This is a genomic window from Tsukamurella pseudospumae, from assembly GCF_001575205.1.
In the GTDB taxonomy this organism is placed as follows: Bacteria; Actinomycetota; Actinomycetes; order Mycobacteriales; family Mycobacteriaceae; genus Tsukamurella; species Tsukamurella pseudospumae.
Genome location: NZ_LSRE01000001.1, coordinates 111,503 through 136,766, shown reverse-complemented (window position 1 = coordinate 136,766; position 25,264 = coordinate 111,503). Strand labels below are relative to the sequence as shown.

At 69.9% G+C, this 25,264-nt stretch carries 25 protein-coding genes; 22 read left to right on the top strand and 3 right to left on the bottom strand.

All coding sequences use genetic code 11. The features are described 5' to 3' along the window. Positions 1–19 precede the first annotated feature (19 nt). Positions 20–865, top strand: a complete 846-nt coding sequence (gene hisG, locus AXK61_RS00655; protein WP_068569581.1) for an ATP phosphoribosyltransferase — start codon at positions 20–22, stop codon at positions 863–865. 46 nt (positions 866–911) lie between these two features. Here hisG and AXK61_RS00650 read toward each other — a convergent pair whose 3' ends face one another. Then, positions 912–1,742: a thioesterase family protein gene (locus AXK61_RS00650; protein ID WP_068569582.1), complete on the bottom strand. Its 831-nt coding sequence runs from the start codon at positions 1,740–1,742 to the stop codon at positions 912–914. Positions 1,743–1,806: 64 nt separating this feature from the next. On the opposite strand from AXK61_RS00650, the gene AXK61_RS00645 reads away from it, so the two are divergent. From AXK61_RS00645 to AXK61_RS00600, 10 genes are all read left to right on the top strand, one after another. Further along, on the top strand, positions 1,807–2,634 hold the full coding sequence (locus AXK61_RS00645) for a tRNA (adenine-N1)-methyltransferase (protein WP_068569584.1): 828 nt from the start codon (positions 1,807–1,809) through the stop codon (positions 2,632–2,634). 100 nt (positions 2,635–2,734) lie between these two features. Further along, positions 2,735–4,387 carry a proteasome ATPase gene (gene arc / locus AXK61_RS00640; protein WP_414929974.1) on the top strand — a complete coding sequence of 551 codons (1,653 nt, stop codon included), beginning with the start codon at positions 2,735–2,737 and terminating at the stop codon, positions 4,385–4,387. A 70-nt stretch (positions 4,388–4,457) separates the two neighbouring features. Next, entirely contained in the window at positions 4,458–7,085 is a 2,628-nt protein-coding gene (locus AXK61_RS00635; RefSeq protein WP_197466712.1) for an ATP-binding cassette domain-containing protein, read from the top strand. 33 nt (positions 7,086–7,118) lie between these two features. Beyond that, positions 7,119–8,609 (top strand): depupylase/deamidase Dop, encoded by a 1,491-nt coding sequence (gene dop / locus AXK61_RS00630; RefSeq protein WP_068569591.1) that lies wholly within the window; start codon positions 7,119–7,121, stop codon positions 8,607–8,609. A 52-nt stretch (positions 8,610–8,661) separates the two neighbouring features. After that, positions 8,662–8,898 (top strand): type II toxin-antitoxin system Phd/YefM family antitoxin, encoded by a 237-nt coding sequence (locus AXK61_RS00625; protein WP_068743274.1) that lies wholly within the window; start codon positions 8,662–8,664, stop codon positions 8,896–8,898. Continuing rightward, positions 8,895–9,278 carry a type II toxin-antitoxin system VapC family toxin gene (locus AXK61_RS00620; RefSeq protein ID WP_068743272.1) on the top strand — a complete coding sequence of 128 codons (384 nt, stop codon included), beginning with the start codon at positions 8,895–8,897 and terminating at the stop codon, positions 9,276–9,278. The genes AXK61_RS00625 and AXK61_RS00620 overlap by 4 nt, the downstream gene beginning before the upstream one ends. Before the next feature lie 11 nt (positions 9,279–9,289). Further along, the gene (locus AXK61_RS00615) at positions 9,290–9,748 is read left to right on the top strand and encodes a nitroreductase/quinone reductase family protein (RefSeq protein ID WP_068743270.1); all 459 of its coding nucleotides are present in this window, start codon (positions 9,290–9,292) and stop codon (positions 9,746–9,748) included. 43 nt (positions 9,749–9,791) lie between these two features. Beyond that, positions 9,792–10,484 (top strand): hypothetical protein, encoded by a 693-nt coding sequence (locus AXK61_RS00610; protein ID WP_068569595.1) that lies wholly within the window; start codon positions 9,792–9,794, stop codon positions 10,482–10,484. Positions 10,485–11,156: 672 nt separating this feature from the next. Continuing rightward, positions 11,157–11,636, top strand: a complete 480-nt coding sequence (locus AXK61_RS00605) for a hypothetical protein (protein WP_068569596.1) — start codon at positions 11,157–11,159, stop codon at positions 11,634–11,636. Next, complete coding sequence (locus AXK61_RS00600; RefSeq protein WP_139057722.1) at positions 11,633–12,382, top strand: hypothetical protein; 750 nt, start codon at positions 11,633–11,635, stop codon at positions 12,380–12,382. Before AXK61_RS00605 ends, AXK61_RS00600 begins: the two co-directional genes overlap by 4 nt. Before the next feature lie 27 nt (positions 12,383–12,409). Here the strand turns inward: AXK61_RS00600 and AXK61_RS00595 are convergent, their stop codons facing one another. Continuing rightward, entirely contained in the window at positions 12,410–12,796 is a 387-nt protein-coding gene (locus tag AXK61_RS00595) for a hypothetical protein (protein ID WP_139057723.1), read from the bottom strand. A gap of 73 nt (positions 12,797–12,869) precedes the next feature. On the opposite strand from AXK61_RS00595, the gene AXK61_RS00590 reads away from it, so the two are divergent. The 5 genes from AXK61_RS00590 to pafA all read left to right on the top strand — a co-directional run bounded on the left by AXK61_RS00590 (position 12,870) and on the right by pafA (position 16,845). Then, positions 12,870–13,064 carry a ubiquitin-like protein Pup gene (locus AXK61_RS00590; RefSeq protein ID WP_068569600.1) on the top strand — a complete coding sequence of 65 codons (195 nt, stop codon included), beginning with the start codon at positions 12,870–12,872 and terminating at the stop codon, positions 13,062–13,064. Further along, positions 13,061–13,834 carry a proteasome subunit beta gene (gene prcB, locus AXK61_RS00585; RefSeq protein WP_068569602.1) on the top strand — a complete coding sequence of 258 codons (774 nt, stop codon included), beginning with the start codon at positions 13,061–13,063 and terminating at the stop codon, positions 13,832–13,834. The genes AXK61_RS00590 and prcB overlap by 4 nt, the downstream gene beginning before the upstream one ends. Continuing rightward, positions 13,831–14,547, top strand: a complete 717-nt coding sequence (prcA, locus tag AXK61_RS00580; RefSeq protein WP_068569604.1) for a proteasome subunit alpha — start codon at positions 13,831–13,833, stop codon at positions 14,545–14,547. Before prcB ends, prcA begins: the two co-directional genes overlap by 4 nt. A gap of 70 nt (positions 14,548–14,617) precedes the next feature. After that, the gene (locus AXK61_RS00575) at positions 14,618–15,559 is read left to right on the top strand and encodes a CPBP family glutamic-type intramembrane protease (RefSeq protein WP_068743268.1); all 942 of its coding nucleotides are present in this window, start codon (positions 14,618–14,620) and stop codon (positions 15,557–15,559) included. Continuing rightward, positions 15,487–16,845 (top strand): Pup--protein ligase, encoded by a 1,359-nt coding sequence (gene pafA / locus AXK61_RS00570; RefSeq protein ID WP_197466711.1) that lies wholly within the window; start codon positions 15,487–15,489, stop codon positions 16,843–16,845. The genes AXK61_RS00575 and pafA overlap by 73 nt, the downstream gene beginning before the upstream one ends. Before the next feature lie 38 nt (positions 16,846–16,883). On the opposite strand, the gene AXK61_RS00565 is transcribed toward pafA, so the two are convergent. Then, positions 16,884–18,350: a protein kinase family protein gene (locus tag AXK61_RS00565; RefSeq protein ID WP_068743266.1), complete on the bottom strand. Its 1,467-nt coding sequence runs from the start codon at positions 18,348–18,350 to the stop codon at positions 16,884–16,886. A gap of 115 nt (positions 18,351–18,465) precedes the next feature. Here AXK61_RS00565 and AXK61_RS00560 point away from each other — a divergent pair, with 115 nt between their 5' ends. The 6 genes from AXK61_RS00560 (at position 18,466) to AXK61_RS00535 (ending at position 25,264) form a co-directional block, all read left to right on the top strand. After that, positions 18,466–19,440, top strand: a complete 975-nt coding sequence (locus AXK61_RS00560; RefSeq protein ID WP_068569612.1) for a helix-turn-helix transcriptional regulator — start codon at positions 18,466–18,468, stop codon at positions 19,438–19,440. Further along, positions 19,437–20,411, top strand: coding sequence for a helix-turn-helix transcriptional regulator (locus AXK61_RS00555; protein WP_231855340.1), 975 nt, complete (start codon positions 19,437–19,439; stop codon positions 20,409–20,411). Before AXK61_RS00560 ends, AXK61_RS00555 begins: the two co-directional genes overlap by 4 nt. Before the next feature lie 90 nt (positions 20,412–20,501). Next, positions 20,502–20,753 carry a Sec-independent protein translocase subunit TatA gene (tatA, locus tag AXK61_RS00550; RefSeq protein ID WP_068743264.1) on the top strand — a complete coding sequence of 84 codons (252 nt, stop codon included), beginning with the start codon at positions 20,502–20,504 and terminating at the stop codon, positions 20,751–20,753. A gap of 18 nt (positions 20,754–20,771) precedes the next feature. Then, the gene (gene tatC / locus AXK61_RS00545; RefSeq protein WP_068743262.1) at positions 20,772–21,779 is read left to right on the top strand and encodes a twin-arginine translocase subunit TatC; all 1,008 of its coding nucleotides are present in this window, start codon (positions 20,772–20,774) and stop codon (positions 21,777–21,779) included. Next, positions 21,766–24,525 carry a DEAD/DEAH box helicase gene (locus tag AXK61_RS00540; RefSeq protein WP_068743260.1) on the top strand — a complete coding sequence of 920 codons (2,760 nt, stop codon included), beginning with the start codon at positions 21,766–21,768 and terminating at the stop codon, positions 24,523–24,525. The genes tatC and AXK61_RS00540 overlap by 14 nt, the downstream gene beginning before the upstream one ends. Positions 24,526–24,595: 70 nt before the next feature. Beyond that, positions 24,596–25,264, top strand: a complete 669-nt coding sequence (locus AXK61_RS00535; protein WP_068743258.1) for a DUF4333 domain-containing protein — start codon at positions 24,596–24,598, stop codon at positions 25,262–25,264.

Here is a 25,264-nt window from a genome sequence, read left to right as displayed (position 1 = left end):
CCCGAAGGAATCCACACACATGTTGCGGGTCGCCGTACCGAACAAGGGCGCGCTCTCCGAGGCCGCCGCCGCCATCCTGAGCGAGGCGGGCTACCGCCGCCGCTCGGACGCCAAGGACCTCACGGTCATCGACAACGCCAACGAGGTGGAGTTCTTCTTCCTCCGTCCCAAGGACATCGCGCTCTACGTCGGCTCGGGCGAGCTGGACATGGGCATCACGGGGCGCGACCTCGCGCTCGATTCGGGCGCTGAGTTCACCGAGCGCCTCGCGCTGGGCTTCGGCCGGTCCACCTTCCGTTACGCCGGCCCGGCGGGCCAGGACTGGTCCGTCGGCGATCTCGACGGCAAGCGGGTCGCCACCTCGTACCCGAACCTGGTGCGGCGCGACCTCGCCGCGCGCGGCATGACCGCCGAGGTCATCCGGCTCGACGGTGCCGTGGAGATCTCCATCCAGCTGGGCGTCGCCGACCTCATCGCCGATGTCGTGGAGTCGGGCCGGTCGCTGCGGCAGAACAACCTCATCGCCTTCGGCGATTCCCTGTGCGATTCGGAGGGTGTGCTCATCGAGCGCGTCGGCGCCGAGTCGAGCCGGGCCCGCGATCAGATCACCGCGCGGCTCAAGGGCGTCGTCTTCGGGCGGCAGTACGTGATGCTCGACTACGACTGCCCGCGCACGCTGCTCGACGGTGCCATCGCCGTCACGCCCGGCCTGGAGTCGCCGACGGTCGCCCCCATGGCCGACGACGCCTGGGTCGCGGTGCGCGCCATGGTCCTTCGCAAGGACGCCAACGGGGTCATGGACGACCTCGCCGACCTCGGCGCCAAGGCGATCCTGATGACCGACATCCGCAGCTGCCGCTTCTGACCGGCGAGTGACCGCGCCCCGGGAAGGTTCCCGGGGCGCCGTCGTCTCACCGCGCGGCGACGAGGAGCGTCTGCGCGCCGACGGCGAAGGCCCCGGCACCGTCGTACATCCGGGACACGGTGGTGCCGATGCCCTCGCCCCCGACGAGTTGATCGCCGAACAGACCGACCCAGCCGTCCACGGGCTGCGGCGAGCGGTGGAAGTGCACCGTCATGTCCATGTTCATCCAGGTCACCGCAGTCGGATCGAGGTAGGCCGAGATGCCGTTGGCGGCATCGACGACCGAGAAGACCTGAACCAGCGGCGAGGGCGCTTCACCGGCGACCAGCGGCATCTTCGGCCGGATCCAGCACTGCTTGGGGCCGTCCGGCGCGCCGGGATCGGTCACGAAACGCCATTCACAGGCGGAGAGGAAGCCCTGGTCCTGCAGGTGGGCGAAGAAGCCGGGCACGGGGCCGGGTACTGCGTCCAGCGGAGCGATGGCGGGGGAGAGGTCGCGGGCGATCGCCGTCGTGTCGGACGCCGCGAGCGCCCACGCCTGCGCCCGCGCGACGGTGCGGTACTCGCCGGAGCCATCCACGCAGTCCATCTCCGCGGCTATCAGTGAGATAGTCCGACCCGGCCGGGACACCCACGCCCGCACCCGCGTCCGGGTGATCGGCACCACGCCCAGCAGGTCGATCGTCACCCGGGAGACCCGCGCGCCGTCGCCGACCAGCTTCTCCATGGCGCGCACCATGATCGCCGCGGGCGGGGCACCGTGCTGCATGGTGTCCGCCCACACGCTCGCACTCGCCCGGGTCGGATCGAACACCTCGTACTCGAACCCGTCGGCGTCGAGGGTCCCGACGGGATGGAAGAACGCGTCATCGGCCATGAACAACACTTACCGACAGCCCTGATTCGCCGGAACGGCGGGGTCGCTGGGACAATCTGCACCCATGGCGAACAGTGGACCCTTCGTAGTGGGCGACCGAGTGCAACTGACGGACGCGAAGGGCCGGAAGTTCACCGTCCACCTGGAGGCGGGCAAGGAGTTCCACACCCACAAGGGTGGGATCCGGCACGACGAGCTCATCGGCGCGCCCGAGGGCAGCGTCGTCAAGGCCGTCAACGGCACCCCGTACCTCGCGCTGCGGCCGCTGCTCACCGACTACGTGCTGTCCATGCCGCGCGGCGCGCAGGTCATCTACCCGAAGGACGCGGCGCAGATCGTCGCCGAGGGCGACATCTTCCCGGGCGCGCGGGTACTCGAGGCGGGGGCCGGCTCCGGCGCACTCACGTGCTCGCTGCTGCGCGCCGTCGGCCACGAGGGCTCGGTGACCAGCTGGGAGGTCCGCGAGGACCACGCCGAGTACGCCGCCAAGAACGTCGAGGAGTTCTTCGGCGGGCGTCCCGACAACTGGAACCTGCACCTCGGCGACCTCGCCGAGTACGACGGCCCACAGGTCGATCGCGTCGTCCTCGACATGCTGGCGCCGTGGGACGTGCTCGACGCCGTCGGGAAGGCGCTGGTCCCCGGCGGCGTGCTCACGGTCTACGTCGCGACCACCACCCAGTTGTCCAAGGTCGTCGAGGCGATGCGGGAGCAGGGCATCTGGACCGAGCCCCGGTCGTGGGAGGCGCTCGTGCGCGAGTGGCACGTCGTCGGTCTCGCCGTGCGACCGTCGCACCGCATGCAGGGCCACACGGCCTTCCTGATCACGTGCCGGCGGCTGGCCGACGGCACCGTCGCGCCTCGTCCCCAGCGTCGATCGAACAAGGGGTAGCGTTGAAGGTCCCCACTGGAAGGGAGCTGTTGTGACCGAGCCGGATCCGACCCGCCCGTCGAGCACGACGCCGGGAACCTCGCAGGCCACCTCCGCGGCCGTGCTGCGCGAGCGCGTCGACGCGCTCACCACCCGCAACACGAAGCTGCTCGAGACGCTGCGGGACGCCCGCAATCAGCTGCTCACGCTCCGCGAGGAGGTCGAGCGGCTGGGGCAGCCCCCATCGGGCTACGGCGTGCTCCTGGGCACCTACGAGGACGACACGGTGGACGTCTTCACCTCCGGGCGCAAGATGCGGCTCACCTGCTCCCCGAACCTGGACGTCGTCAGCTTCCGCACGGGCCAGACGGTGCGCCTCAACGAGGCGCTCACCGTGGTCGAGGCGGGCGAGTACGAGACCGTGGGCGAGATCTCCACCCTCCGCGAGATCCTCGACGACGGTGCCCGTGCCCTCGTCGTCGGCCACGCGGACGAGGAGCGCGTCGTGCGCCTGGCCGCGCCGCTCGCGCTGCAGGCCTCCGAGGATCCGGGCCTCGACGAGTTCGGGCTGCCGCGCCGGAAGCTGCGCGTGGGCGACTCGTTGCTGGTCGACACCAAGGCGGGCTACGCCTTCGAGCGCATCCCCAAGGCCGAGGTCGAGGACCTGGTGCTGGAGGAGGTGCCGGACGTCGACTACTCCGACATCGGCGGCCTGGGTCGGCAGATCGAGCTGATCCGCGACGCGGTCGAGCTGCCCTTCCTGCACAAGGACCTGTTCAAGGACTACTCGCTGCGGCCGCCGAAGGGCGTGCTGCTCTACGGCCCGCCCGGCAACGGCAAGACGCTCATCGCCAAGGCCGTGGCCAACTCGCTGGCGAAGAAGATCGCCGAGGTCCGGGGCGACGACTCGCGCGAGGTGAAGTCGTACTTCCTCAACATCAAGGGCCCCGAGCTGCTCAACAAGTTCGTGGGTGAGACGGAGCGGCACATCCGCCTGATCTTCCAGCGCGCGCGGGAGAAGGCGTCCGAGGGCACGCCCGTCATCGTCTTCTTCGACGAGATGGACTCGATCTTCCGCACCCGCGGCTCGGGCGTGAGCTCGGACGTGGAGACCACCGTGGTCCCGCAGCTGCTCAGCGAGATCGACGGTGTCGAGGGCCTGGAGAACGTCATCGTCATCGGCGCGTCGAACCGCGAGGACATGATCGACCCCGCGATCCTGCGGCCCGGACGCCTCGACGTGAAGATCAAGATCGAGCGGCCCGACGCAGAGGGCGCGATCGACATCTTCTCCAAGTACCTGACCGCGGCGCTACCGATCCACGAGGAGGATCTCGCCGAGTTCGGCGGCGATCGCGAGGCGTGCGTCACGGCGATGATCGAGCGGGTCGTCGAGCGGATGTACGCCGAGACGGATGACAACCGGTTCCTGGAGGTGACCTACGCCAACGGCGACAAGGAGGTCATGTACTTCAAGGACTTCAACTCGGGCGCGATGATCCAGAACGTGGTGGACCGGGCGAAGAAGCACGCCATCAAGGCCTTCCTCGACACCGGCCAGCCCGGCCTGCGGATCACCCACCTGCTGGAGTCGATCGTCGACGAGTTCGCCGAGAACGAGGACCTGCCCAACACCACGAACCCGGACGACTGGGCGCGGATCTCGGGCAAGAAGGGCGAGCGGATCGTGTACATCCGCACGCTGGTGACGGGCAAGAACTCCAGCGCGTCCCGGGCGATCGACACGGAGAACAACACCGGGCAGTACCTGTAGGTCGCCGGGCGGCGGCGCACAAGCGCCGCATAAGCCCAGGGCAAGTCGCGTCTGCATAGAATGCTGCGTGATGAGTACGGAAACTTCAGTTCTCACCGTCACGGTGGACGGGCAGACGCTGACCTTCGCCCCGGGTAAGACGGTGACCTTCGGGCGCACGCTCGAGTCGGACGTGACGATCAACCACCCGTTGGTGTCTCGGACGCACGCCGTCGCGACCGCGGGTCCGACGGGGTGGATCCTCACCGACCGCAGCACCAACGGTGTGTTCGTCGGCGGCGTCCGACGGCCGACCATCGCGTTGAACGGCACGCAGCAGCTGATGTTCGGCGACCCCCGCACGGGCGCCCAGGTCGTGTTCTCGGCGGCGCCCCGCTCGAACACGCCGCCCCCGCCCCCGGCCCGGACTCCGCCGCCGCCCTCGTCGCAGCAGCCCGTGCAGCAGATTCCCGCCGCGCAGCGGGCACCGTCGAATCCCGTTCCGCGCACGCCGACGCCCCCGCCGGGTCCGAGCGCACCGCAGTTGGCGCGGATCCCCGTGCCCCCGGCCACCGGGCAGAACCCCGCGCCGCCGTCACGACCGATGCAGCTGCCGCGACAGCAGGCACCGTCGGCGCCGATCCCGGCCCAGCGGGCCGAGCCCACACTGTTGCAGGGCCCCGGCGGCGAGGTCGCGCCGCACCTGCGCGCGATGGCGGGGAACACCGGCCTGTACCAGGTCGCGAAGATGCCGCAGCGCCCCATGGGCTCCGCGTCCGGCCAGATGACCATCGGCCGCACCCCCGACAACGACATCGCCCTCGGCGACATGCTGGTCTCGCGCCGCCACGCACGGCTGCTGACGGGCCCGCAGGGCCTCGTCATCGAGGACCTCGGCTCGGCCAACGGCACCCAGGTCAACGGCCGGCGCATCGCGGGACCGACCGCGCTGCGCGAGGGCGACCTGGTCACCATCGGCAACTCGGACCTCATCGTCGAGCAGGGCCGCCTGGAACGCCCCAAGGCGCAGCAGTTCGCGGGCGCCGGCCTCGCGGTCCAGGGCATCACCCTGACCGTCGACGGCAACAAGACGCTCCTGCACGGGATCGACTTCCGCGCCGCCCCGGGCACGCTGACGGCCGTGATCGGCCCCTCGGGCGCCGGCAAGTCGACGGTGTCCCGGGTCGTCTCCGGCGCCGTCACCCCGACCGCCGGCCGGGTCGAGTTCGAGGGCCGGGACGTGCACCGCGACTTCGACGCGCTCCGCTCCCGTATCGGCATGGTGCCGCAGGACGACGTGCTGCACCGGCAGCTGACCCTGCAGCAGGCGCTGCGGTTCGCCGCCGAGCTGCGCCTGCCGCCGGACATGTCGAAGGCCGACCGCGACCAGGTGATCGACGGCGTGCTCGCGGAGCTGCAGCTGACCGAGCACAAGCAGACGCGGGTGGACAAGCTCTCCGGCGGCCAGCGCAAGCGCGCGTCCGTCGCGATGGAACTGCTCACCGGCCCGTCGCTGCTGATCCTGGACGAGCCGACCTCCGGCCTGGACCCGGCGCTCGACCGTCAGGTGATGCAGACCCTGCGCCGCCTGGCCGACGCGGGCCGCGTGGTCATCGTCGTGACCCACTCGCTCACCCACATCGACATGTGCGACCAGGTGCTCCTGCTGGCGCCCGGCGGCAAGACCGCGTACTGCGGCTCGCCGAAGGGCGTCAAGGCCGCGATGGGCACGAGCGACTGGGCGGAGATCTTCGACTTCGCCGCCAAGCAACCCGATGTCGCGTGGCAGCGGTACCGCTCGGCGAACCCCGCCCCGCCGCCGCCGGCCCCGACCGGAGCCCCGCCGACCCCCACGAAGGCGCCACGGACCTCGACGCGCAAGCAGCTGTCGGTGATCGCGCGGCGGCAGCTGCGGCTGATCCTCGCCGACCGGGCGTACCTGATCTTCCTGGTCCTCATGCCGATCGTCCTCGGCGCGGTCACGCTGTTGGTGCCCGCGGAGAAGGGGCTCGCGGGTGTCGTCGACAAGGAGGTCGCGGCGCCGAAGATGATCCTCGTACTGCTGGTGATCGGCGCGTGCTTCATGGGTGCCGCGCTGACGGCCCGCGATCTGGTCGGCGAGCGCGCCATCTTCCAGCGCGAACGCGCGGTCGGTCTCCGGCCCGGCGCGTACCTGTCGGCGAAGACGGTGGTCTTCTTCGCCGCCGCCACCCTGCAGGCGGCGATCATGGTCGGCATCATGCTGATCGGCACGGCCACACCGGACCAGGGTGCGATCCTCGCGAACGTCCCCATCGAGCTGATCGCCGACATCGCGGTCCTGGCGTGCGTGTCCACCCTGGTGGGCCTACTGATCTCGGCGATCGCCAGGTCCGCCGAGCAGGTGATGCCGCTCCTCGTGGTCGTCGTCATCTCCCAGCTCGTGATGAGCGGCGGCCTGTTCGGGCTGCACGACCGGCCGGGCCTCGAGCAGGTGTCCTGGCTGTTCCCGTCCCGATGGGGCTTCGCCGCGTCCGCCTCGACGATCGACCTGCAGAAGGTGACCTCGGTGACCGCGACCGACCCGGTGTCCGGGCGGCTCGTCACGACCCGATCGAGCGTCGATCCGCTGTGGGACTCCACGCCGATGCAGTGGGGAATCGCGATCGGCGTGCTCGCGCTCATGGCGGTCCTGCTGTGGGCGGTCACCCGGTTCCGGATCGCGCGGCAGGCGGCCTGACCCGGCCCGATCGGCACCGATAGGCTGGGGCGCATGCAGCGCATCATCGGTACCGAAGTGGAATACGGGATCTCCGCGCCGAAGGACCCCACGGCGAACCCGATTCTCACCTCGACGCAGGCGGTGCTCGCGTACGCGGCGGCCGCGGCCGTCCCGCGCGCCAAGCGCACCCGCTGGGACTACGACCTCGAGTCGCCCCTGCGCGACGCCCGCGGCTTCGACCTCGGACGCGGCGGGCCGGCGCCGATCATCGACGCCGACGAGATCGGCGCCGCGAACATGATCCTCACCAACGGCGCACGCCTGTACGTCGACCACGCGCACCCCGAGTACTCGGCGCCAGAGGTCACAGACCCGCTCGACGCGGTGATCTGGGACAAGGCGGGCGAGCGCGTCATGGACGCCGCGGCCCGCTACGCGTCGACGGTGCCCGGTGCCCCGGCCCTGCAGCTCTACAAGAACAACATCGACGGCAAGGGCGCCTCCTACGGCACGCACGAGAACTACCTGTGCCGGCGGGACACCCCGTTCGCCGCGATCGTCGGCGGGCTGACCCCGTTCTTCGTGACGCGGCAGGTGTTCTGCGGCAGCGGCCGCGTGGGGATCGGCGCCAGCGGCGACGAGGCGGGCTTCCAGCTCTCGCAGCGCGCGGACTACATCGAGGTCGAGGTGGGCCTCGAGACCACGCTCAAGCGCGGCATCATCAACACCCGCGACGAGCCGCACGCCGACCCGGACAAGTACCGCCGACTCCACGTCATCATCGGTGACGCGAACCTCGCCGAGACCTCCACGTACCTCAAGGTCGGCACGTCGTCGCTGGTGCTCGACCTCATCGAGGCCGGCGTCGACCTGTCGGACCTGCAGCTGGCGGCGCCCGTCTCCGCGGTGCATCAGGTCTCGCGCGACCTGTCGCTGACCGGCGTCCTCGAGCTCGCCGACGGCCGGCACATGACGGCGCTGGACATCCAGCGCGCCTACGCGGACCGGGTGGGATCCTTCCTCGAGGGCTCCGACGATGCCCGTGCCCTCGACGTGCACGCCACCTGGGTCCGAGTGCTCGACACCCTCGCCGACGATCCGCTGCGGCTCGCCGACGAGCTGGACTGGCCGGCCAAGCTGCGGTTGCTCGAGGGCATCCGTCAGCGCGAGGGCTTGTCGTGGGGAGCGTCGAAGCTGCAGCTCGTCGACCTGCAGTACTCCGACGTGCGGCTCGACAAGGGGCTCTACAACCGGCTCGTCGCCCGCGGTTCGATGAAGCGCCTGGTCACCGAGCAGCAGGTGATGGACGCCGTGACGACGCCGCCCGAGTCCACCCGCGCCTACTTCCGCGGCGAATGCATGCGCCGCTTCGGTACCGAGATCGCCGCGGCCAGCTGGGACTCGGTGATCTTCGACGTCGGCGCCGACTCGCTGGTCCGCATCCCGACGCTCGAGCCCCTGCGCGGCACCAAGGAGCACGTCGGGGCCCTGCTCGACGGTGCCTCCTCCGCCCGCGAGCTCGTCGATTCCTTGCGGGGTTGATCGACGGCGGGCAGGCATGGACTAAGTCGGACTAAGTCCGTACCCTTGGTCTATGACCTCAGTGAACATCCACGAAGCCAAGACGCATCTGTCTCGGCTGCTGGAACGTGTCGCACAGGGTGAACGCATCGTCATCTCCAAGGCGGGGCGTCCGGTGGCCGACCTCGTCCCGCATCGCGGTACGCGCGTGCAATTCGGGGGTTTGGCCGGCCAGATCGCCTACGACGACGCCGCGTTCGACGTGGATGCCGACATCCAGCGGATGTTCTACGGGACGGACGACGAGTGATCCTGCTCGACAGCCAGACCGCTTTGTGGGTACTCGACGACAATCCCCGTCTCGGTGAATTCGCCAGGTCGATGATCGCGGAGACCGTCGAGGTGTACGTCTCCGTGGCGACGATCTGGGAGCTCACGATCAAGTCGATGCTCGGCAAGTTGACGATCCCCGTCGATTTCGGGTCGGTTGTCGAGCGTGAGGGACTCGCACTGTTGAACGTGGAGGCGGAGCACGCGGAGGGGATCCGCGAGTTCCCGGAGCTCCTGCGGCACGACCCGTTCGATCGTTTGCTCGTCGCGCAGGCGCACGTCGAGCAACTCCACCTGTACACCTCGGACGGCGTCCTCCTCGGACTCGACCGTGATTTCATCGTCGATTCGACCATCTGACAAGGACTTCCATGGACATCGCCCGCGAACTGAACAAGCTGTACGCGAGGGCATTCCCCGAGGTGCTCAAGGCGCACGGCGAGTTGTACGTGCGCTCCGGCGGCCGCATCGGTCACAAGCTGCTCTTCGGGGTGCCCAGCCTCATCGTCCGCACCGTCGGTGCGAAGTCGGGGGAGCCGCGCACGACCGTCCTGACCTACGTCGCCGACGGTGCCGACTACGTCGTCGTCGCGTCCAAGGGCGGAGCGCCGCGGAACCCGGCGTGGTTCCACAACATGGTCGCCGCCGGCACCGTCGACGTGCAGGTCGGGACGAAGCGGTTCCCGGCCGGCGTCGAGACCCTGCGGCCCGGCGACGCCGACTACCAGCGGCTCTGGGATCTCGCGGATCGCAACAACGGCGGCCGCTACGCGGCGTACCAGCGCAAGACCACCCGCCCGATCCCGGTCGTCCGTCTCCGTCCCATCTGACGTGGTGCGGCATGCGCGGTCAGCGCCGCGCAGGTTCGGCCCGATGGTCCTCGCGCTGTTCGGATCGACGCTGCTGCTCGGTCTGCACGCCTGTCTGAGCGTCGGACTGTGGCTCTCTGCCGACCGCAAGATCGACTGGTGGATCGAGGTCATCGGTGCGCTGCTCTTCGCGCTCGCCGCGGGAGTGATCGGTCGTGAAGCGTCGCACGTTCCGGTGGCGACACGCAGCGCCCTCGCGATTCGTGACGCGGTCGAGGTCCGCGGGCGCCTCACCCTGCTCTTCTTCCTCTCCGCGGCGGGGGCGATCATCCTCACATTCGTCACTGCGGTACTTCTCGGTGGTGCCGCCCTGTCGGCCTTTGCCGTCGGTACCCGGGACGGTGCGATGAGCGCACTACTGATCGGGGGCTTCGTTCTACTCTTCAACGCGGTGCTGGCGGGATACGCCGTCGGCGTCCTTCGCGCTTCCAGGATCGTGTTGATCGCGCTGTCTCCTGAGGGGGTGAGCATCGCGACATCCGGACAAGCTCCGACGTTCACGCCATGGAACGAGATCGAATGGTTCAGCCGAGCCGTCGAGTCGATGTACTTCCCGATCGGTCCGAGCGACGTCGACCATCACTTCACCTGGAGATTCGGCGATGTGTCCGTGCGCACGCCCGTCGACCTGCGCCCCGGAGTAGTCGAGATCGATCGCGAGCTGCGGCGCCTGGCACCCCATCTCCTGGACCGCTGACCGCCACTCACTCCTTCGCGATGCGGATCAGACCGATACACTCTTCTTGATGTTGAATAGTTGTCCAATCCGCCAACACTCACAGGTCGAGACGGTCCTCGGATGGTGACGCCGGCCGGCTCGAACGTCTTGGTGCGCGGCGGCATCGGAGGTGTCGGTTGGCTCGCAGTCGGAGTACTCCTGGGCAGCGCGTTCTTCACCTGGCGTCTGATAGCGGATGTCGTGGCGAACGGATTCACGCTCCCCGGCGGCGCATCGCTGCTGTTCGTGGTGGGAGCCGGCGCGCGAGGCGTGCTGTACCTTCGTGCGGTACTCCGTGGCGGAGTCCGGTGGCGAATGGCGGTCACCGATCAAAGTCTCGAGTATCGGCGAGGCGACAACCCGACGAGAGCTGCCTGGCGCGAGATAGAGGCCGTGGAGTACGGATATGAGGACGTCGGCGGGTTCCCGCTGTGGCATGTGTGGACGATTCGGCGCACCACTGGAGACGTGGACGAGGTCCGGTATCCGGCGGGGGTGCGGCGTGGACCCACGCACGTGCGCGCGAGCATCAGACGTGCGGCCCCGCATGTGAGGATGGCCGGTACCTGGCAGGATCCATTTCCTGCGTCGGGCCACGGTCCAACGGTCGAGAGCTCCGGTCGAGCCCCCGAGCCGCCGCAGTTTCCGACGGTGGTGCGTGGCAGGTACGGCATCGTCCTCGTCATCGGCGTGCTGGCTGCCGTCGCCTTCGGACTACTCGCGGTGATCTGCCTCGGACTCTCGATCGCACCGCCGGAGGAGGAACCAGCCCTGTGGCCGGGCGTTTTCGTCCTCGGAGTGACGGGTGCCGTGCTCTGTGCCGCGCTCCCGCTGCGGATCATCCGGAGCGGCCGCAGTGTTCACCTCTGGGCGACGCTCGACGAGATCGGCTTTCGCACCACCGATACCGACCGGCCAGGCCGAAGCACGTGGGACCACGTGGTCGCGGTGGAGTACGACAAGGACGATGCTCGCGGCCTCGTCTACACCCACCGGTGGACTATCTCGTTCGACGATCGTCCTCCCGTCACGGTCCGATATCCCGCCGGAGCATCAGTGCGACCGATGCGATTCCGCGGCCTCGTGCGGAACGTCGCCCCCGGTGTCCGCGTCAGCGGCGGTTGGTGGTGAGCGCGCGCCACAGGGCGGACCGGCCGGAGCAGTCGTTCGGGTACGTGCCACCGGCACCGCGAATCGATGGACGGAAGTTCGTTCGGTTCTGGTTCTTCCGTATCGGTGCCGCGCTGCTGGTGCTCGGTGGCGGAATCCTCATCGCAGAGGCGAACACCGTCGACGGCTGGGAGCTCGGACGGGTAGCCTTCGGCATCGCCAGCGGGATCGCCGGCGCCGCCGTCTGGTTCGCGGCAGCGGACATCGTGGTTCCGATCGATGCGCCCAGTGTTCCGCCGGAACCGCCGCCGACAGCGTTGGCCGTCCGCGGGCGGATCGGGATTCCTTTCTTCGTCGCAGCCGCTGCGCTCGCTCTTCTCGATGCCGGTGTCGCGTTCGTGGTGATCTCCGCGGCCTTCCTGCCGGTGGAGGTGGGGTCGCCAGGGATGGTGGTCATGGCAGCCGGCTTCGCCGCGGTCGTGACGGCGTTCTTCGGTCCGATCCCGATCGCGATGTGGAAGTCCGCCGGGAGGGTGATCTGGTGGATCGACGAGTCGGGAGTGGGCATCGGGGGAGCGTCCGAACCGATTCCGATCGAACGGCTCGCGTCGATCACGCACACGACGATCAATGCGGAGGCGATCATCGTTGAGCACCACTGGGTCATCCGTCTCGACGATCGCACCCTCATCGAGGTCGTCTGTCCCGTCGGCAGCACGCCCCGCCCACGGCGCATCCGGCGTACCGTCGCCCGCATCCTTCAGTAGCGGCCGAACTCCGGCGGACCGTCGGGGCTACATGCCGATGCTGAGGTTCCGGGCGTAGTTGACGCGCCCGAACACGTCCTGCACGGCGAAGGGCGAGTACACCGGGACGCTGGTCGTGAACGAACGGCCCTCCGGGCCGAACACGCTGACCTGCACGAATCCCTGAGTTTGGTCCTCCTTCGCGAGCAGGAAGAAGAGCGAGAACAGGCAGACGACGAACGCGCCGACGATCGCGAGGACGATCGCCCAGGTGGGCGTGGTGCGGGTGTGCACACTGTGGTCGGTCACGGTCCACTGCGCGCCCGTGATCGGAAAGGTTCCCGCGGGCGTGATGACCTGGGTGCGGGTGCAATGAATGTCGCCGATGCTGACGAGCACCGGTTCGGGCATGCCGGGCGGCGTGTACGGATCCACGGGAGCAGTGTAGGCCGGTAGGGTTGGAACATCGGGTCATGCGGCCCGGGATGGTCGCTAAGGAGGCAGCGAGATGGCGCAGGAGCAGGTCAAGCGTGGCGGCGGCGGAGACGACGAGGACCTCGCGGGTGCACCGTCGGGAGCCGGCCAGGAGCGCATCGAGAAGCTGACCGACGAGACCGACGATCTCCTCGACGAGATCGACGACGTGCTCGAGGAGAACGCCGAGGACTTCGTGCGCGCGTACGTCCAGAAGGGCGGCCAGTGACGCCGCTGAGCGGCGCGCGATCCTCCTTCGTCCAGCATCTGGCCGAGGTGGCCCCGGAGGCGTTGGCCTTCCGCATCTCCGAGGGCCCCGCGGACGTGCCGCACGGCACCACGATCGTGGCGGTCGCCTTCGACGGCGGCGTGCTGCTCGCAGGTGATCGCCGTGCCACGATGGGCAACCTCATCGCGCAGCGCGACATCGTCAAGACCTTCGTCACCGACGAGCTGACCGCGGTCGGCATCGCCGGCACCGCGGGCATCGCGAAGCAGATCGTCAAACTGTTCACGGTGGAGCTCGAGCACTACGAGAAGATCGAGGGCGTCCCGCTCACCTTCGAGGGCAAGGCGAATCGGCTCGCGGGCATGGTGCGCAGCAACTTCGGTGCGGCTCTCCAGGGCCTGGCGGCCGTGCCACTGCTCGTCGGATTCGACGAGGCGGAGGCACGCGGTCGGATCGTCTCCTACGACGTGACGGGCGACTGGCACGACGAGGTGGGCTACCACTCCATCGGCTCGGGTTCGGCCTGGGCGAAGTCGTCCATCAAGAAGCGTTTCCGGCAGGGTCTCGACGCCGACGGTGCGCTCGACGTGGCCGCGGAGGCCCTCTTCGACGCCGCCGACGACGACACCGCCACCGGCGGTCCGGACGTACTCCGCAAGCTGTACCCGACGTCCGTCGTCATCACCTCCGACGGTGCCGTCGAGGTCGCCGAGGCGGACGTGGCAGCCGCGACGGACCGCGTCATCGCGGCGAGAGGGGCGCAGGCATGACCTTCCCGTACTACGCGTCCGCCGAGCAGATCATGCGCGATCGCTCGGAGCTGGCCCGCAAGGGCATCGCCCGCGGCCGGAGCGTCGTCGTGCTCAAGTACGCGGACGGCGTGCTGTTCGTGGCCGACAATCCGAGCTCGCTCAACAAGATCAGCGAGATCTACGACCGCATCGGCTTCGCCGCGGTGGGCAAGTACAACGAGTTCGAGTCCCTGCGGCGCGCGGGCATCCAGTTCGCCGACACCCGCGGGTACCAGTACTCGCGGCGCGATGTCACCGGGTGGTCGCTGACCAACGCGTACGCGTCCACGTTGGGCACGGTCTTCACCGAACAGGCCAAGCCCTACGAGGTGGAGCTGTGCGTGGCCGAGGTCGGCACGCCGGACAACGCCGCGTCGCGGCTCTACCGCGTGGGTTACGACGGTTCCGTCGGCGATGAGAAGCAGTTCGTGGTCATGGGCGGCCAGACGGAGTCGATCACGCCTGTCCTCACCGAGGGCTACCAGGACGGCCTGGACCTCGCCGCAGCGTTCGGCCTCGCGGCGAAGGCGCTCGGCGCCCCGGCACCGTCGAACGGCTCGTCCGCCTCATCGACCGCGGAACCGAAGACCTTCGAGGCGGGGGAGCTGGAGGTCGCGATCCTCGACCACACCCGACCCCGTCGTGCGTTCAAGCGCCTGTCCGACGAGCGGGTCGCGCAGCTGCTGGGGTAGTGCCGGCACCACCGCGAGGTCGGGCTCCCGGGCCCGTGACCGCGGACCGTCGTTCGGGTGGACTGGAGGCATGAACGAAACCTCCGTGCACCGGCGCGGCATCCCGTGGTTCCTGGCCCTGACCTTCCTGCCCTCGTGGGGTCTGTGGGTGATCGCCTACGCACTCGGGCATCCGCTCAACGACCCGGTGATCCAGCTGATCACCGCCGCGTTCCTGCCCGCTCTCGCGGCGTTCGTGGTGCGGGTGTGGATCACCCGGCAGGGCTTCGCCGACGCGGGGCTGCGGCCGCGCCTACGGGAGCGGTGGCGCTGGTACCTCCTCGCGCTGGCGGTCCCGTTCGTGCTGTTGGCCGTCGCCCTGCCGGTCGGCTTCGCGACGGGCGTCATCTCGGTCCCGCCCGACGGTGCCGGGCCCCACCTGGAGCAGCTCCTGCTCGGGCCTCTCGTGATGGTGGTGTTCGCGCCCGTCTTCTTCGGCGAGGAGTTCGGCTGGACCGCGTATCTGCGGGGCGCGCTCGCCGACCTGCCGGTGTTCCGGAACCGGCCGACGGCCGCTGCGGCGACGACCGGCGCGATCTGGGGAGCGTGGCACTGGCCGCTGGCGTCGGTGGGCTACTTCGGGTTCGACGTGCCCCTGCGCGAGACCCTCCTGCTCATCCCGATGTGGATCGTGATGTCGGTGTTGCTCGAGATCATCTGGAGCGCACTGTGGTACGGCTCGGGAACGATCTGGACGACGTCGATCGCACACACCGGATTCAACCTCGTCTTCTCCGCGACACTGGGTGCGTTCGTCGCCGCGACGGACGTGCTGACGACCTTCGTGCTGGCGGCGGTCGCCCTCGCGCCGATCGTCGTCGCGGTGATGGTGCGGGAGCGCCGGCACTCCGATCCGGGCGGGGCGGACTGCGAAAGCGGACCTGAGGGTATGTTCGAACCGTGCAGCGCCGAATCATGGGAATCGAGACCGAGTTCGGTGTCACGTGTACCTTCCACGGACACCGTCGCCTGAGCCCCGACGAGATCGCCCGGTACCTGTTCCGGCGGGTCGTCTCCTGGGGACGCAGCTCGAACGTCTTCCTGCAGAACGGCTCGCGCCTCTACCTCGACGTGGGCAGCCACCCCGAGTACGCGACCGCCGAGTGCGATTCGGTGCTCCAGCTGGTCACGCACGACAAGGCGGGGGAACGGGTCCTGGAGGATCTGCTGCTGGACGCTGAGCAGCGGCTGCAGGACGAGGGCATCGGCGGCGACATCTACCTGTTCAAGAACAACACCGATTCGGCGGGCAACTCCTACGGCTGCCACGAGAACTTCCTGGTGAGCCGCGTGGGCGAGTTCTCCCGCATCTCGGACGTGCTGCTGCCCTTCCTGGTGACGCGGCAGCTGATCTGCGGCGCCGGCAAGGTGCTGCTCACGCCGAAGAACGCCACGTACTGCCTGAGCCAGCGGGCCGAGCACATCTGGGAGGGCGTCTCCAGCGCGACCACCCGGAGCCGGCCGATCATCAACACCCGCGATGAGCCGCACGCAGACGCCGAGAAGTACCGCCGCCTGCACGTGATCGTCGGTGACTCGAACATGTCCGAGACCACCACGATGCTCAAGGTGGGCACCGCGCACCTCGTGCTGGAGATGATCGAGGCGGGCGTCCAGTTCCGTGACTTCTCGCTGGACAACCCGATCCGCGCGATCCGCGAGGTCAGCCACGACACCACCGGACGGCACGAGGTGCGCCTCGCCGGTGGGCGGCAGGCCGGCGCGCTGGACATCCAGCGCGAGTACTACGGGAAGGCCGTCGAGTACCTCGCCACCCGCGAGCCCGACGAGCAGCTCGCGCAGGTCGTGGACCTGTGGGGCCGCACGCTCGACGCGGTGGAGTCGCAGGACTTCTCCGGCGTGGACACCGAGATCGACTGGGTGATCAAGCGCAAGCTGTTCCAGCGTTACCTGGACAAGTACTCGATGGAGCTGTCCGACCCCAAGATCGCGCAGCTCGATCTCGCGTACCACGACATCAAGCGGGGCCGCGGCGTGTTCGACGTGCTGCAGCGCCGCGGCATGGCCGCGCGCGTGACCACGGACGAGGCGATCGATGCCGCCGTCAAGACCCCGCCGCAGACCACGCGTGCCAAGTTGCGCGGTGAGTTCATCACCGCGGCCCAGGCCGCCGGACGCGACTTCACCGTCGACTGGGTGCACCTCAAGCTCAACGACCAGGCCCAGCGCACGGTGCTGTGCAAGGACCCGTTCCGCAGCGTCGACGAGCGGGTCGAGCGGCTCATCGCGTCGATGTAGCGGCGTCCGATGTGGCCCCGGCGGCGTCGTCGTGCGACCTACCGGGCCACCTCGATCCGTACCGGGGCCGCCGCCGCACCACCGGCGGTGCCGCCGGTACGCCAGGCCAGGTCGCCCCAGCAGTACAGGTAGCCGTCGGCCACGGCGCAGGTGGGGCCGGCCGTCGTGATCGCGGTGACGCGGTCGAGGCCGGACACCACGGCCACGGTCTCCGTGGGTTTCCCGGCGCACGAGACTGCGCCGTCGACGACGATGCAGTGCGCCGTCGCGTACTGTCCGTCGCTCGCGACGGCGGTGATCCCACGCCGGCCCGATGCCCACGGCGCGGCCACCGCCGCGATGGTCGCACTGTTTCCTTCCCAGCAGTACGCCCGGCCGTCGGCGACCCCGCAGGCGCCGCCCGCCGACAGAGCCGTCACGGCAGGCAGTCCGGCGACGCGGCTGGGAGGTTCGGTGAGCGGGTCGAAGTCCGTTCCGCCCGTCCAGCACTCGACCGCGTCATCGACGAGGGCGCAGGCGATCGCGGCGTACCCGACGAAGGAGACCTCGACCGCGGACGCCTTCGGCACCCCGCGCAGCGCGGTCGGCTTCGTCGAGGAGATCGCGGAGCCCCAGCAGTACGGGCCCGCCGCCGTCAGGGCGCAGGCGGTCGATCCGAGGCGGCCGGAGGTGGCGACGGCGATCCGGGTCGCACCCGAGATGCCCGTGACCTTCACCGGGGTCCGAGCCCCGGTGTACTGCGTGGTCTGCTCCGGCACCAACCCGGAGGAGTACGCACCCCAGCAGTAGACGTCACCGGCCGTGATCGCGCACACGACGCCATCAGCGACCGCGACGTCCGACACCCTGGAGAGCCCGGCGACGATCGCCGGTGCCGTTCGCGCGGTCGTGGTTCCGTCGCCGTTCGTCGCGGACCGGTTGCCTCCGAAGCAGTACAGGCGCGCATCGGCGACCGCGCAGACGGTGTCGCCGTACCCGCTGACCGCCGTCACCGGACCGGACGGACCGTCGGCGCCGGAGTCACCGCTGCGTGCCACCGTCACCCCGACGACAGCCCCGACGAGGACGAACACTCCGGCGACGGCTCCCGCGATCACCGGCCACCGTCGCCGGACGGGAGCGGGACCCCCACCCACCCCGGAGGTTCGGCGCGCGCCGGCCTCACTCGCGGCGTCGAGCGCTGCGAGGGCGCGTCCGACCATCTCGCCGACGGGGATGTCGGCGGCGGGAACGGCGGCCAGGTCCCGGCCGGACGGGTCGGGTGCGACGAACCAGGCGACACCGTCGGCGAACCCGTACGCGAGGACGGGTGCCGCGCCGGTGCCGCTCGGTCGCGCTGCGACGGCGGCGTCCCGGAGGAAGGCGGCACCGTCGGCCACGGGAAGCACCGTGAGCACCTGGCGTCCGTCGGGGCCGTCGACGAGACTGCTGGTACCGGTGGCGTGCCGGCCCAGCGGCGCGACGACGGTGTACCGCCCGAACAGCGGATCGGAATGGGGTTGCACGGCGGGCCTCCTCGCGACGATGCGTGGAGCATAGGGGAGTGCGACCCCTGTCCTCCGAACGGACGACACCGCGTCGATCCGCGCGGATCGGACACGTAGAACGTAAGATCGACACGTGGCAACTTCGCGGATCGAGCGTCTCACCAACCTGGTGATATGCCTTCTGTACACGCAACGCCCGCTCGATCGGGACTACATCCGGGCGAACGTCTTCGGGTACGACCCGGACGCCGACGACGAGGCCTTCGAGCGGATGTTCGAGCGTGACAAGGCGGACCTGCGGGAACTCGGCGTCCCCATCGAGGTGGCACCGGTGTCCCGGATCAATTCGGCCACCGGCTACCGGATCGCGTTCGACGAGTACGCCCTCGGCGAGATCGACCTCGATCCCGAGGAGGCCACCGCCGTGGCCGTCGCCGCAGCGGTCTGGCAGTCGCCGGAGCTGTCCTCAGCGGCGCAGTCCGCGGTGCAGAAGCTGCGCGCCGGCGGCATGGACGTCAGCGGGCCCGGCGCGGGCGTGGGCCCGGGTATCGCCCCCGACCGGGGTGCCGAGGGCGCGTTGCTGGCGATGCTCGAGGGCATCGACCGGCGGCGCCAGGTCACCTTCGAGCACCGCGCCAATCCCGCGCAGCCCTATGTCGACCGCACGCTGCACCCGTGGGGCGTGGTCACGTTCCGCGGCAGCGCGTACGCGGTCGGGCACGACGTGGCGCGCGACGCCGTGCGCACGTTCAAGCTCAGCCGGGTCCGGGGCGGCTCCGTCACGGGGGCCGCGGCCACCGTGCGGCCGCCCGAGGGCTTCGACCTGCACGCGCACGTGGTGGCCACCGTCGCCGAGCGCGACCCGGTCGGGACGGCCCGGCTGTGGGTCGCGCGGGGGCGGGGCGACGGGCTCCGTCGGCTCGCGGCCACGCAGGCCGACGGTGACTTCCGCGGCCGGTCCGGCACCGAGATCACCGTCGAGATGCGTTCGGTCGACGCCGTTGCCCGGGAGGTGTCCGGGCTCGGGCCCGACGCGGTGGTCTTCGAACCGCAGGAGCTGCGCGACGCCGTCGTGGACCGGCTCACGGCCTTGGCGGCGGCGCGATGAGCACACCGTCCAAGCAGCCGACGAAGCAGATGCAGCGCCTCGCGCGTTGGCTCAACGTGATCCCGTACTTCCGCACGCACCCCGACGCGGACCTGGAGCGCGCCGCGGCCGACCTCGGTGTCACGGTCGCCCAGCTGCGCAAGGACCTGACCGGGCTCACGATGTGCGGGCTGCCCGGCATGTTCCCGGGCGATCTCATCGAGATCGACTACGACGAGTCCGGGGTCGACATCGGCTTCAGCGCCAAGATCGACCGCCCGCTCAAGCTGACCGGCCCCGAGGCGGCGTCGCTGCTGCTCGCGCTGCGCGGGCTGGCGGATTCGCCCGGTGTCGCCGATCCGGCCGCGGTCCTGCGAGCCATCGCCAAACTCGAGGCGGCGGTCGCTGGCGCGGGGCGGGACACCGTCGCCTCGATCGACGGCGCCCAGCCCGACAGCCCGGTGGCGGGCGTCGCCGCCACCGTGCGCGGGGCCCTGCGTGACGGTCGCGCACTGCACCTGCGCTACTACTCGGCCACCCGCGACAGCACCACGGAGCGCGATGTCGACCCCATCGCCCTCGACACCTTCGGCGGCCACAGCTACCTACAGGCCTGGTGCCGTACCAGCGAGGGCCTGCGGATGTTCCGCCTCGACCGGATCGACGAGGTGCACGAGCTCGACGAACCCGCCTCGGTGCCGCAGCACGTGGAACCGGCGGCCGGGCTGTTCGACGGTGCCGCGGCCGACGAGCTGACCACGGCCACCGTCGAGGTCGGCCCCGGCGCCGCCTGGGCGCTCGAGTACCACCCGTTCACCGTGCTGAGCGAGGACGCGGGCGGTCCGGTCGCCGCGACGATGCAGTACGCGACGGAGGACTGGATGGTGCGGTTCGTGCTCAGCTTCGGCGGGGAACTGACGGTGCGCGGCCCCGAGTCGCTGGCGACCGCCGTCGCGCGCCGCGCGGCCGCGGGGCTCGCCAACTATTCATGAACCGGACACATCGCCCGCAGCGTTCGCACAGGAACAGCGAGCCGCGGGTCCGGTAGTCTTGTCACGTAGTCGGAAGAGAATTGAGGCGACATGTTTCCGCATAGTGCAACCGCGTGGATCGTCATCGCGGTCGTGGTGCTGGTCCTGTTCGGTGGACGCAAGCTCCCTGACGCCGCCCGCGGCCTCGGCCGATCGCTGCGCATCTTCAAGAGCGAGATGGACGAGATGAAGACCGAGGGCGACGCGAAGGCCCCCGCTCAGCAGCCGCAGGCGCAGGTCACCGAGCAGCCGATCGACGTGCAGACGGTTCAGCCGTCCGACACCGATCGCAAGACGGCGTAGCCGTAGCCCGCACTGTTTGTGAAGATCCCGTTCGATCCGCGTCGTCGTCGTGCCGTCGTCAATCCCGACGGCACGATGTCGATCGTGGATCACCTGTACGAGCTCCGCACGCGGATCCTGTGGTCGCTCCTGGCGATCGTGCTGGCCGCGGTGATCGGGTTCTTCTGGTACAACCACAGCATGCTGGGGCTCCGGCCCTCCGGTGAGCTGCTGCGCGGACCGTACTGCGAGCTCCCCGAGTCCGCCCGCGCCGAGATCACGCGAACCGGCGAATGCCGGCTCCTCGCGACCGGCGTGTTCGATCAGTTCAACCTCCGGGTCAAGGTCGCGTTCGCGACCGGCGTTCTGCTGGCGTGCCCGGTGTGGCTGTACCAGGTCTGGTCGTTCATCGTGCCGGCGCTGCACCGCAAGGAGAAGCGCTACACGCTCGCCTTCGTGACGATGGGCGGCGTGCTGTTCCTCAGCGGCGCGATCCTCGGCTACTTCATGATCGCCAACGCCTTCCGGTTCCTGCTCACCGTGGGTAACGAGACCCAGGTGACCGCACTCCAGGGCGCCGACTACTTCAGCTTCGTTCTCAGCGTCATGGCGATCTTCGGCGTCAGTTTCGAGTTGCCACTCTTCATCATCGCGCTCAATCTCGTCGGGGTCCTTCCCTATGCGAAGCTCAAGAAGTGGCGGCGCGGCCTGCTGATGTCGATGTTCATCGTCGCGGCGTTCATCTCACAGTCCGGCGATCCCCTGACCATGCTGGTGCTCGGTCTCGCGCTGGCCGTCTTGCTCGAGCTGTCGATCCAGTTCTGCCGGATCCGCGAGAAGATCAAGCGCCGGAACGCCGCCGGCTCGGACGTCTTCGACGGTGAGCTGGACGACGAGGCGGCGTCGCCGACACCGTCGGCCCCACAGCCGATCGGCGCGAGCGCCGGGGCGTCGTCGGGCACCGTCGGGAACACCGCCCCGATCGGGCAACCGGAGAAGGTGACGCGCACGTCGATCCCGCGTTCGGGGTTCGATGACGTCCTCTGAATTCGACAGCTTCACCGCAGCCCTCGATTTCACCCTCGACCCGTTCCAGGTCCGCGGCTGCCGGGCGCTCGAGGAGGGCCGCGGGGTCCTCGTCTGCGCCCCGACCGGCGCCGGTAAGACGGTGGTCGGCGAGTTCGCCGTCCACCTCGCCCTGGCCGGCGGCACCAAGTGCTTCTACACGACGCCGATCAAGGCGCTCTCGAACCAGAAGCACGCTGAACTGACGGCCCGCTACGGCGCGCACAACGTGGGCCTGCTGACGGGCGACACGTCGATCAACTCGTCCGCGCCCGTGGTCGTCATGACCACCGAGGTGCTGCGGAACATGCTCTACGCGGACTCGCCCACCCTCGATGCGCTGAGCCATGTGGTCATGGACGAGGTGCACTACCTCGCCGACCGGTTCCGCGGTGCGGTGTGGGAGGAGGTGATCCTGCACCTCCCGCAGGACGTGCGCCTGGTCAGCCTGTCGGCGACGGTGTCCAACGCCGAGGAGTTCGGCGCCTGGATCGCCGAGGTGCGCGGGCACACCGAGGTGATCGTCGACGAGCACCGGCCGGTCCCGCTGTGGCAGCACATGCTGGTCGGCCGCAAGCTGTTCGACCTGTTCGACACGAACGCACTGCGCGCCGCACAGGACGAGGGTCGGAAGAACCTGATCCTGGACGCGGACCTGGTCCGCTACGTCAAGCAGCGCGAGGCGTTGGACCGCAGCTTCGAGCCGGGGATCAACAGCCGCACCGGCCGGCGGACGGGCTCCGGGAACCGGCAGGGCCGCGGCCAGGAGGTCCGCCGCCCCATCCCACGTCCTGACGTCATCGCGCTGCTCGACGCCGAGGGCCTGCTCCCGGCGATCACCTTCGTGTTCTCCCGCTCCGGCTGCGAGCAGGCCCTGACCCAGTGCCTGCGATCCCCGGTCGTGCTCACCACCGCCGAGCAGGCCGACGAGATCGGCCGCATCGTCGACAAGCACGTCGCCGAGTTCTCGCCCGCCGACCTCGACCTGCTGGGCTACGAGGAATGGCGGGCGGCGCTGCTGCGCGGTTTCGCGGCGCACCACGCGGGCATGCTCCCCGCGTTCCGGCACGCGGTGGAGGAACTGTTCGTCAAGGGCCTCGTCCGGGCCGTGTTCGCGACGGAGACGCTCGCGCTGGGCATCAACATGCCCGCGCGGACCGTCGTCCTCGAACGCCTGGTCAAGTACAACGGCGAGTCGCACGTCGAGCTCACGCCCGGCGAGTACACGCAGCTCACGGGACGCGCGGGCCGCCGCGGCATCGACATCGAGGGCCACGCCGTGGTGCTCTGGCAGACCGGTGTCCGGCCGCAGGAGGTCGCGGGCCTCGCGGGTGCGCGCACCTTCCCGCTGGTGAGCTCGTTCTCGCCCGGCTACAACATGTCGATCAACCTGCTCGACCGCCTGGGCCGCGAGGGCGCCGAGCGGCTCCTGGAGGCCAGCTTCGCCCAGTTCCAGGCCGACCGCTCCGTCGTCGGGCTGGCCAAGCGGGTCGAGCGCGGCGAGAAGGAGCTGATCACCCTCGGTGCGGAGATCACCGCGGCGGCGGGCGGCGCCGACTACCTCGAGTACGTCCGGCTGCGCGAGGCCGTCCGGGCGCGGGAGCGTTCGCTGCGCCGCGCGGACCTCGCCGACCGCCGTGACGGCGCCGCGACCGCTCTCGCGGAGCTCCGCCGAGGCGATGTCGTCGCCGTCACGGGCGGCCGCCGGCGGGGCCTGGCCCTCGTGGTGGAGCCCTCGGGTGACCGGCGCGACCCGAAGCCGGTCGTGGTCACCGAGAGCAGCTGGTCCGGACGCGTCGGCACGGCCGACTTCGTCGGCGAGATCCAGGTCCTCGGGACGCTGCGCGTCCCCAAGAACGCCGACTACCGGTCGGGGCGTGGCAAGCGCGACCTCGCGTCGACACTGCGCAACAGCACCATCTCGGCGCCCCGGCAGCAGGCGAAGGCGCACCGTCCGGCCGCATCGGACACCCAGCTCGCCGACCTGCGGGCCCGGATGCGCGCGCACCCCGCGCACACGGGGCAGCGCGCCCCGGAGCTGGACCGGCTCGCCGAGCGGTACGCCCGGCTGGAGCGCGAGGTCACCTCCTCGGCGGCGACGGTGCGCGCCACCACCTCGTCCCTGGCCGTCACCTTCGAGCGGATCGTGGCCCTGCTGTCGGACCGCGGGTACATCGCGCAGGTCGACGGTGCCGCCGAGCTCACGGACGCCGGACACCGACTGGCACGGGTGTACAGCGAGTCCGACCTGCTGGTGTGCGAGTGCATCGAGGACGGGGTGTTCGACGGGATCGACCCCGCCGGACTCGCCGCGGTCGTGTCCGCGCTGGTCTTCGAGTCCCGCGGCGAGCGCGGCGGCATGCTCCTGACCGGCGAGAAGGTGCCGGGCGCGGTCCGGTCCGCGCTCCGCGACATCGCCGACCGGTGGACCGACATCGTCGCCGCCGAGTCCGCGCACCGGTTGGAGCCGAGCCGCGAGCCCGACATCGGCTTCGTGGCGCCGATGTACCAGTGGGCCGCCGGCGGAACCCTCGCGGCGGTCCTGTTGGCCGCCGGAGAGCGCGGTCGGCCGCTTCCGGCGGGCGATTTCGTCCGCTGGTGCAGGCAGGTCATCGATCTGCTCGATCAGATCAAGCAGACCTCGTTCGAAACCCGGCCGGGGTTGGCCACCGTCGCGACGGCCGCGATCGCCGCGGTGCGGCGTGGCGTGGTCGCCGAATCGGGTTGACGATCGGGTATCTTGAGCCCATAGGCGTTCGTCGTCGGCCTTCGGCCTGCGACAGGGGAGGAGTTGGACGATGAGCAATCCGCAGGATCCGAATCAGTGGGCGCAGCAGGGCTGGCAGCAGCCCGGCCAGCCCCAGCAGGACCAGACGCAGATCTCGCCGCAGTACGGCGGCCCGCAGCAGCCGCCCTACGGCGCGCCCGCGGGTGATCAGACTCAGATCGCGCCGCAGTACCAGGGCCAGTGGCCCGGTCAGCAGCAGCCGCAGCAGGGCCAGCAGTTCGGGGGATACCAGCAGCCCAACCCGCAGCAGCCGCAGTTCGGCCAGGACCAGTTCGGCCAGCCGGCGCAGTTCGCGGGCCAGCAGTTCGGGCAGCAGTTCGGGCAGCCGGGTCAGCCCGTACCGGGCGGCCCCAAGAAGTCGAAGACCGGCCTCATCGTCGGCCTCGCCGCCGCGGCGATCATCGTGATCGTGGCGCTCGTGCTCATCATCGGGTACTTCACCGGCGCCTTCTTCGGGAAGAGCTTCGACAACGCCAAGGTCAACGAGGGCGTCACGAAGATCCTCAAGGAGAACTACAACGAGTCCGACACCACCGACGTCTCGTGCAAGACCGACGGTGTGAAGGTCAAGGACGGCGAGACCTTCGACTGCACCGCCACCATCGGCGGTAAGCAGAAGACGGTCAAGGTCACCGTCCAGGACAGCGACGGCAAGTACCAGGTCGGCGCTCCCAGCTGA

What these genes read in the sequence shown, in the direction of transcription:
- hisG (WP_068569581.1), top strand. Translation starts at nt 20, where the DNA reads ATGTTGCGGGTCGCCGTACCGAACAAGGGCGCGCTCTCCGAGGCCGCC.
- AXK61_RS00650 (WP_068569582.1), bottom strand. Translation starts at nt 1,742, where the DNA reads ATGGCCGATGACGCGTTCTTCCATCCCGTCGGGACCCTCGACGCCGAC.
- AXK61_RS00645 (WP_068569584.1), top strand. Translation starts at nt 1,807, where the DNA reads ATGGCGAACAGTGGACCCTTCGTAGTGGGCGACCGAGTGCAACTGACG.
- AXK61_RS00635 (WP_197466712.1), top strand. Translation starts at nt 4,458, where the DNA reads ATGAGTACGGAAACTTCAGTTCTCACCGTCACGGTGGACGGGCAGACG.
- dop (WP_068569591.1), top strand. Translation starts at nt 7,119, where the DNA reads ATGCAGCGCATCATCGGTACCGAAGTGGAATACGGGATCTCCGCGCCG.
- AXK61_RS00625 (WP_068743274.1), top strand. Translation starts at nt 8,662, where the DNA reads ATGACCTCAGTGAACATCCACGAAGCCAAGACGCATCTGTCTCGGCTG.
- AXK61_RS00615 (WP_068743270.1), top strand. Translation starts at nt 9,290, where the DNA reads ATGGACATCGCCCGCGAACTGAACAAGCTGTACGCGAGGGCATTCCCC.
- AXK61_RS00610 (WP_068569595.1), top strand. Translation starts at nt 9,792, where the DNA reads ATGGTCCTCGCGCTGTTCGGATCGACGCTGCTGCTCGGTCTGCACGCC.
- AXK61_RS00590 (WP_068569600.1), top strand. Translation starts at nt 12,870, where the DNA reads ATGGCGCAGGAGCAGGTCAAGCGTGGCGGCGGCGGAGACGACGAGGAC.
- prcA (WP_068569604.1), top strand. Translation starts at nt 13,831, where the DNA reads ATGACCTTCCCGTACTACGCGTCCGCCGAGCAGATCATGCGCGATCGC.
- AXK61_RS00575 (WP_068743268.1), top strand. Translation starts at nt 14,618, where the DNA reads ATGAACGAAACCTCCGTGCACCGGCGCGGCATCCCGTGGTTCCTGGCC.
- AXK61_RS00555 (WP_231855340.1), top strand. Translation starts at nt 19,437, where the DNA reads ATGAGCACACCGTCCAAGCAGCCGACGAAGCAGATGCAGCGCCTCGCG.
- tatA (WP_068743264.1), top strand. Translation starts at nt 20,502, where the DNA reads ATGTTTCCGCATAGTGCAACCGCGTGGATCGTCATCGCGGTCGTGGTG.
- AXK61_RS00540 (WP_068743260.1), top strand. Translation starts at nt 21,766, where the DNA reads ATGACGTCCTCTGAATTCGACAGCTTCACCGCAGCCCTCGATTTCACC.
- AXK61_RS00535 (WP_068743258.1), top strand. Translation starts at nt 24,596, where the DNA reads ATGAGCAATCCGCAGGATCCGAATCAGTGGGCGCAGCAGGGCTGGCAG.